We start from the raw sequence: 7324 nt of genomic DNA, 5'->3' as shown, positions 1-7324 counted from the left end.
GCGATCGCGATCGGGCATCCGATCGGCGCATCGGGCTGCCGCATTCTGGTCACGCTGCTGCACGAAATGCAGAAGCGAGACGCGAAGAAGGGCCTGGCGTCGCTGTGCATCGGCGGCGGCATGGGCGTCGCGCTGGCGGTCGAGCGGCTGTAACGCGGCAAGCGGCTGCAAGCCGCGTCGGAATGAAGAAAGGGACAAGCGGGCGGCGCCTTCGGGCGCGCACCGCATAACGAAAAGGGAGTCGAGCATGACGAAGCGCGTAGCGTATGTAACGGGCGGGATGGGCGGCATCGGCACCAGCATTTGCCAGCGGCTCCACAAGGACGGCTTCACGGTCGTGGCAGGCTGCGGGCCGAACTCGCCGCGCCGGGTGAAATGGCTCGAAGACCAGAAGGCGCTCGGCTTCGACTTCATCGCGTCCGAGGGCAACGTCAGCGATTGGGAATCGACCAAGAACGCGTTCGACAAGGTGAAGGCCGAGGTCGGCGAGGTCGACGTGCTCGTCAATAACGCGGGCATCACGCGCGATGTCGTGTTCCGCAAGATGACGCATGAGGACTGGACCGCGGTCATCGACACCAATCTGACGAGCCTCTTCAACGTCACGAAGCAGGTGATCGACGGCATGGTCGAGCGCGGCTGGGGCCGCGTCATCAACATTTCGTCGGTGAACGGCCAGAAAGGCCAGTTCGGCCAGACGAACTATTCGACGGCCAAGGCCGGCATTCACGGCTTCACGATGGCACTCGCGCAGGAAGTGGCGACCAAGGGCGTGACGGTCAACACGGTCTCGCCGGGCTATATCGGCACGGACATGGTGAAGTCCATTCGCCCGGAAGTGCTGGAGAAGATCGTCGCGACCATTCCGGTGCGGCGACTCGGCACGCCGGACGAGATCGGCTCGATCGTCGCCTGGCTCGCGTCGGAGGAATCGGGTTTTTCCACCGGGGCGGATTTCTCGCTCAACGGTGGCTTGCACATGGGCTGACGGGCCGCGATCGCCGGCGGGGCGCATGGGGCGCCCGCGCCGGCGAATGCCGCCTGCCGGATACATCAACGATGCGGCGAACCCGCAGCAACGCTTTTTTGCGACAACGCAAGACATGCTTGCTGCCATCGCAGTAAAGTCTCGCGTTTTGAAGGCGTTCAATGACCACCACGACTACTACAAAGAAATCCGCCGAACGACTCATCAAAAAATATCCGAACCGGCGGCTCTATGACACGGAGACGAGCACCTACATCACGTTGTCCGACGTGAAGCAGCTCGTGCTCGATCAGGAAGACTTCAAGGTGCTCGACGCCAAGTCCAACGACGACCTGACGCGCAGCATCCTTTTGCAGATCATTCTGGAAGAAGAGAGCGGCGGCTTGCCGATGTTTTCGTCGGTGATGCTCTCGCAGATCATCCGCTTTTACGGCCACGCCATGCAGGGCATGATGGGCACGTATCTGGAGAAGAACATCCAGGCGTTCATCGACATCCAGCAGAAGCTCTCCGAGCAAAGCAAGGGCATCTACGACGGCAACGCGCTCAACCCCGAAGTCTGGTCGCAGTTCATGAACATGCAGGCCCCGATGATGCAGGGCATGATGACGAGCTACATCGAGCAGTCGAAGAACATGTTCGTGCAGATGCAGGAGCAGATGCAGAATCAGGCGAAGACGATGTTCAACACGTTCCCGTTCCCGACGCCGACTGCGCCGTCAGGGGACAAGAAGTAAGGAAGTCGGGCGTTCTCGCTTCGGGCGAGCCGGCCCGGAACGGCTTTGACGGATGCTCCGGGGTAAAATACGGGATTGGCCTCGTGCGTCCGGCGACGCCCCTCATCCGACCGTTTCCCCGTGAAAAATTCCCCAGATTCAATCGTCAAGACGAACTCCGCGCCGAAGATCGGCATGGTCAGCCTCGGCTGCCCGAAAGCCCTCGTCGATTCGGAGCAGATCATCACCCAGTTGCGCGCCGAGGGTTATCAAATCTCCGGCAGCTATGACGGCGCCGACCTCGTCGTCGTCAATACCTGCGGCTTCATCGACGAAGCCGTGCAGGAAAGCCTCGACGCCATCGGCGAGGCGCTCAACGAAAACGGCAAGGTCATCGTGACCGGCTGCCTCGGCGCGAAAAAGAGCGCGAGCGGCAGCGGGCTCATCGAGGAAGTGCATCCGAAGGTGCTGGCCGTGACCGGCCCGCACGCGACCAACGAAGTGATGAACGCGGTTCACGCGCACCTGCCGAAGCCGCACGATCCGTTCGTCGATCTCGTGCCGCCCGCCGGCATCAAGCTCACGCCGCGCCATTACGCGTATCTCAAGATATCCGAAGGCTGCAACCATCGCTGCACGTTCTGCATCATTCCGTCGATGCGCGGCGATCTCGTTTCGCGCCCCGTCGCCGAAGTGATGCTCGAAGCCGAGAATCTCTTCAAGTCGGGCGTGAAGGAACTGCTCGTCATCTCGCAGGACACGAGCGCGTACGGCGTCGATGTGAAGTACCGCACCGGCTTCTGGAACGGCAAGCCGCTCAAGACGCGCATGACCGAACTCGTCGGCGCGCTGGGTGAACTCGCCGCGCAGTACGGCGCGTGGGTGCGCCTGCATTATGTTTATCCGTATCCGAGCGTCGATGAAGTCATCCCGATGATGGCGGAAGGCCCGCTCAAAGGCCACGTGCTGCCGTATCTCGACGTGCCGTTCCAGCACGCGCATCCGGAAGTGCTGAAGCGCATGAAGCGCCCGGCCAACGCCGAAAAGGTGCTGGAGCGCGTCAAGGCATGGCGCGCGATGTGCCCGGATCTGACGATTCGCAGCACGTTCATCGCGGGTTTTCCGGGCGAGACGGAGGAACAGTTCCAGACGCTGCTCGACTTCATCGAGGAAGCGGATCTGGATCGCGTCGGCTGCTTCGCGTATTCGCCGGTCGAAGGCGCCACCGCCAACGAACTCGACGGCGCGTTGCCTGACGACGTGCGCGAGGAACGCCGCGCGCGCTTCATGGAACTGGCCGAGGAACTGTCGGCGAAGCGCATGAAGAAGAAAGTCGGGAAGACGCTGAAAGTGCTCGTCGATGAAATCAGCGCGGAAGGCGGCATCGGGCGCACGGCGGCGGATGCGCCGGAAATCGACGGCGTCGTGTATATCGCGCCGCCGACGAAGGCGTCCAAGCGCTACAAGGCAGGCGACTTCGTCTCGGTGAAGATCACGGGCGCGGACGGCCACGATCTCTGGGGCGAGGTCTGATCGATGACCCCGAAGACGCCCCACGCGCCGCACATCCTCGCGCTCGGCGAGGCGATGATCGAGTTCAATCAGGCGAGACGTGACGAGCCGACGTATCTGCAAGGCTTCGGCGGCGACGTATCGAACTTTCTGATCGCGGCGGCGCGGCAGGGCGCGGCGACGGGCTTCGTTTCGGCCGTCGGCAACGATGGGTTCGGGCAACTGCTGCTCGATCTGTGGCGTGCGGAGAACGTCGATACGTCCGCCGTTCGCGTCGATCCGGACGCGCCAACGGGCGTCTATTTCGTGTCGCACGGCGCGAGCGGGCATCGCTTCGATTATCTGCGCGCGGGGTCGGCGGCGAGCCGCTACGCGCCGGCGCATCTGCCGCTCGACATGATCGCGGCGGCGAAAGTCGTGCATCTGTCGGGCATTAGTCTCGCCATCGGCGTGAGCGCGTGCGATGCCGCGTTCGCGGCGATCGACCATGCGCGCAGCAACGGCGTGAAGGTCAGCTTCGACACGAACCTGCGCTTGAAGCTCTGGCCGCTCGCCCGCGCCCGCGCGGTGATGCTCGAAGCGATCCGCCAGAGCGATATCTGTCTGCCGAGCTGGGACGACGTCACCGTGCTCACGGGCCATGAAGACAAAGACGCCATCGTCGATTCGCTGCTCGCGCTCGGCCCGAAAATCGTCGCGATGAAGCTCGGCCCGGAAGGCGCGTATATCGCGACGCCGGACGAGCGGCGCGTGGTGCCGGGCCGCGTCGTGAATGCGGTCGATGCGACCGGCGCGGGCGATTGCTTCGGCGGCGCGTTCATCGCGCGGCTCGTCGCGGGCGACGATCCTTTCACGGCCGCGCACTACGCGAACGCGGCGGCGGCCTTGTCGACGCAAGGCTTCGGCGCGGTCGCGCCGATTCCTGACCGGGCGGCCGTCGAACGCGCGCTGGCGTGAGCTTTCAAAAAATCACTCGATAGGCAAAGGAGACGACATGGAACGCGAAGTGGTGGTGGCAAGCGGCGTGCGCACGGCAATCGGCGACTTCGGCGGCGCGCTCAAGGATTTCGCGCCGACCGATCTCGGCGCGCGCGTGGTGCGCGAGGCGCTGTCCCGCGCGAGCGTCGCGGGCGAGGAAGTCGGACAGGTCGTGTTCGGCAACGTGATCCAGACCGAGCCGCGCGACATGTATCTCGCGCGCGTCGCGGCGCTCGACGGCGGCGTGTCGCAGCACGCGCCCGCGCTCACCGTGAACCGGCTGTGCGGCTCGGGCTTGCAGGCGATCGTGTCGGCTGCGCAATCGATTCTGCTCGGCGACGCCGACATCGCCATCGGCGGCGGCGCGGAAAGCATGAGCCGCGCGCCGTACGTGATGCCCGCCGCGCGCTTCGGCCAGCGCATGGGCGATGCGCGCGTCGTCGACATGATGCTCGGCGCGCTCAACGACCCGTTCCACAAGATTCACATGGGCGTGACGGCCGAGAACGTCGCGAACAAGTACGGCATCACGCGCGAGGCGCAGGACGCGCTTGCGCTGGAATCGCACCGTCGCGCGGCCAACGCCATCGAAGCCGGCTACTTCAAGGAGCAGATTCTGCCGATCACGCTGGCATCGAAGAAGGGCGACACCGTCTTCGATCGCGACGAGCACGTGCGCATGAACGCGACAGCGGAAGACTTCGCGAAGCTTAAGCCGGTCTTCGCGAAGGAGAACGGCACGGTGACGGCGGGCAACGCGTCCGGCATCAACGACGCCGCGGCAGCCGTCGTGCTGATGGAACGCGGCGTCGCGGAGAAGCGCGGCGCGCGGCCGCTCGGGCGGCTCGTGGCGTACGCGCACGCGGGCGTCGATCCGACCATCATGGGCATCGGCCCGGTGCCGGCCACGCGCAAGGTGCTGGAGCGCGCCGGGCTTTCCGTCGACGATCTCGACGTGATCGAAGCCAACGAAGCGTTCGCCGCGCAAGCCTGCGCCGTCACGCAGGAGTTGCGGCTCGATCCCGCGAAAGTGAACCCGAATGGGTCGGGCATTTCGCTCGGGCATCCGATCGGCGCGACGGGCGCGCTCATCACGGTGAAGGCGCTGTACGAGCTCCAGCGCATCGGCGGGCGTTACGCGCTCGTGACCATGTGCATCGGCGGCGGGCAGGGGATCGCCGCGATCTTCGAGCGTATCTGACGTGGTATCGAAGGAAAGAAGGATGAGAGAAGCAACGAAGCGGCCGGGCTTGCCGGCCGCGCTGACGATGACCGCCGCTGTGTTCGTCGCGCTCGCACTCGCGGGCTGCAATTCGCTGATGCCGCCCGACGCGTCGGCGTCGGCGTCAGCGAGCGCCCGGAGCGCGCCGAGCGGCGAATCGTATGGCGCCGACAAGGCGATCCGGACGCTCGCGCTGCCGCCGCAAAAGCCGCTTGCGCCGAATCCGGAGTACGCGCGCTTTCCGCGCTACGTGGGCACGCTCGGCGGCAAGCAGATCGAGATGAAGCTCGGCGCCAAGACCGATGACGCGTCCGGCGTGCACGGCGAGTATCGCTTCGCCGGCAGTCCGACGGTGATTCTCGTGGCGGGCGACCGCGACGGCGAAACGCTCGAAATCGAGGAGTCGAACGACGGGACGCACATCACCGGCAACTGGGTCGGCAAGTTCGAGGCGGACGGAAGCGTCTCGGGCGAACGCATGGACCCGGACGATTCGAATGCGCAGCCTTTCGAACTGCGGCCTGCCGTCGCTGGCGTCATGCTTCCGCGCGCGCCAGCGGGCAATGCGGCGCCTGCTGCGCCATCGCTTGAGCCGGCGCCTCCTGCGCTGCCGCCGTCGCCGTCGAACGCCGTCGGCGGCACGAGCAACGTCATCATCGGCGAATAACGCCTTCTTCCATCCACGCTGACAGCCAGCCCATGACCGATTTCAGCAGCAAGGACCGAGACCTGCAAACGCGCATCGTCCAGCCGGACGACCGCATCACGCCCGGCTTCGAGTCGTTCTCCGTGCCGGTGGCGCGGGCCTCGACGGTCGTTTTTCCGGATCTCGCGACCATGCGCGCGCTCGTCTGGAGCGACGACTCGAAGTGGCGCTACGGCCTGCACGGCACGCCGACGACGATCGCGCTCGCGCAGCGCCTCGCCGCGATCGAAGGTGGCGAGCATGCGCTCTTGCAGCCGTCCGGCCTCGCGGCGATTTCGAACGTGTACTTCGGCCTCGTCAGAGCGGGCGATCACGTGCTCGTGCCGGACAACGCGTACTCGCCGAATCGCGAGCATGCAGACTGGCTCGCGAGCGACTTCGGCCTCGAAGTGAGCTACTACGATCCGATGATCGGCGCCGGCATCGCCGATTCGATCCGTCCCAACACGAAGCTCATCTGGCTCGAAGCGCCCGGCTCGGTCACGATGGAAGTGCAGGACGTGCCGGCCATCGCCGCGGTCGCGCGGGCGCGCGGCATCGTGACCGCGATCGACAACACGTTCTCGGCGGGACTCGCGTTCAAGCCGTTCGATCACGGCGTCGATATTTCGGTGCAGGCGCTGACGAAGTACCAGTCGGGCGGCAGCGACATTCTGATGGGCGCAACCATCACGCGCGACGTCGAATTGCACAAGAAGCTCAAGCGCGCGCGCATGCGGCTGGGCGTCGGTGTGTCGGCGGACGATGCATCGCTCGTCTTGCGCAGCCTGCCTTCGATGAAACTGCGTTACGAAGCGCACGACCGCTCGGCGCTCGCGCTCGCGCGTTGGCTCAAGACGCGCCCAGAAGTGGCGGCGGTGCTGCATCCCGCGCTCGACGATTGCCCCGGCCATGAGTTTTTCGCACGCGACTTTTCGGGCGGCGCGGGTGGCTTGTTCTCGATCGTGTTCGATGCCCGATACAGCGCCGAACAGGTCGATGCGTTCGTCGAGGCGCTCGAACTATTCTCGATTGGCTGGAGCTGGGGCGGCGCGCATAGCCTCGCGATGCCCTACAACGTGCGCTCGATGCGCACCGCGTCGCAATGGCCGCACGAAGGCGTGCTCGTGCGGCTCTACGTGGGTCTGGAAGACGAAGCGGATTTGCGCGCGGACATCGAATCCGCGTTCGGCAAGGCGTTCGCGTAACGTAACGTGACGTGA

General features: G+C 65.2%; 7 protein-coding genes and 1 pseudogene. All 8 read left to right on the top strand.

Annotation, left to right across the window (positions count from 1 at the left end; translation table 11 throughout):
• Positions 1 to 153, top strand: a pseudogene (locus tag NCR34_RS07940) (acetyl-CoA C-acetyltransferase); the annotation flags it as partial.
• Between the two features lie 94 nt (positions 154 to 247).
• The gene (locus tag NCR34_RS07935) at positions 248 to 988 is read left to right on the top strand and encodes a 3-ketoacyl-ACP reductase (RefSeq protein ID WP_175940417.1); all 741 of its coding nucleotides are present in this window, start codon (positions 248 to 250) and stop codon (positions 986 to 988) included.
• Between the two features lie 161 nt (positions 989 to 1149).
• Entirely contained in the window at positions 1150 to 1725 is a 576-nt protein-coding gene (gene phaR, locus NCR34_RS07930; protein ID WP_175940416.1) for a polyhydroxyalkanoate synthesis repressor PhaR, read from the top strand.
• Positions 1726 to 1899: 174 nt separating this feature from the next.
• Entirely contained in the window at positions 1900 to 3237 is a 1338-nt protein-coding gene (rimO, locus tag NCR34_RS07925) for a 30S ribosomal protein S12 methylthiotransferase RimO (protein ID WP_206468240.1), read from the top strand.
• A gap of 3 nt (positions 3238 to 3240) precedes the next feature.
• The gene (locus NCR34_RS07920; RefSeq protein ID WP_248319930.1) at positions 3241 to 4173 is read left to right on the top strand and encodes a sugar kinase; all 933 of its coding nucleotides are present in this window, start codon (positions 3241 to 3243) and stop codon (positions 4171 to 4173) included.
• A 37-nt stretch (positions 4174 to 4210) separates the two neighbouring features.
• Positions 4211 to 5395 carry a beta-ketothiolase BktB gene (gene bktB / locus NCR34_RS07915; RefSeq protein ID WP_248319929.1) on the top strand — a complete coding sequence of 395 codons (1185 nt, stop codon included), beginning with the start codon at positions 4211 to 4213 and terminating at the stop codon, positions 5393 to 5395.
• Positions 5396 to 5417: 22 nt separating this feature from the next.
• A complete protein-coding gene (locus NCR34_RS07910; RefSeq protein ID WP_248319928.1) occupies positions 5418 to 6083 on the top strand; it encodes a hypothetical protein in 666 nt (221 codons plus the stop codon).
• Between the two features lie 32 nt (positions 6084 to 6115).
• The gene (locus NCR34_RS07905; protein WP_248319927.1) at positions 6116 to 7309 is read left to right on the top strand and encodes a cystathionine beta-lyase; all 1194 of its coding nucleotides are present in this window, start codon (positions 6116 to 6118) and stop codon (positions 7307 to 7309) included.
• The last annotated feature ends 15 nt before the right edge of the window (positions 7310 to 7324 follow it).

Origin of the sequence: Caballeronia sp. GAWG1-5s-s, assembly GCF_023631445.1 — a bacterium.
GTDB lineage: Bacteria > Pseudomonadota > Gammaproteobacteria > Burkholderiales > Burkholderiaceae > Caballeronia.
This window is presented reverse-complemented; position numbering and strand designations above follow the sequence as displayed.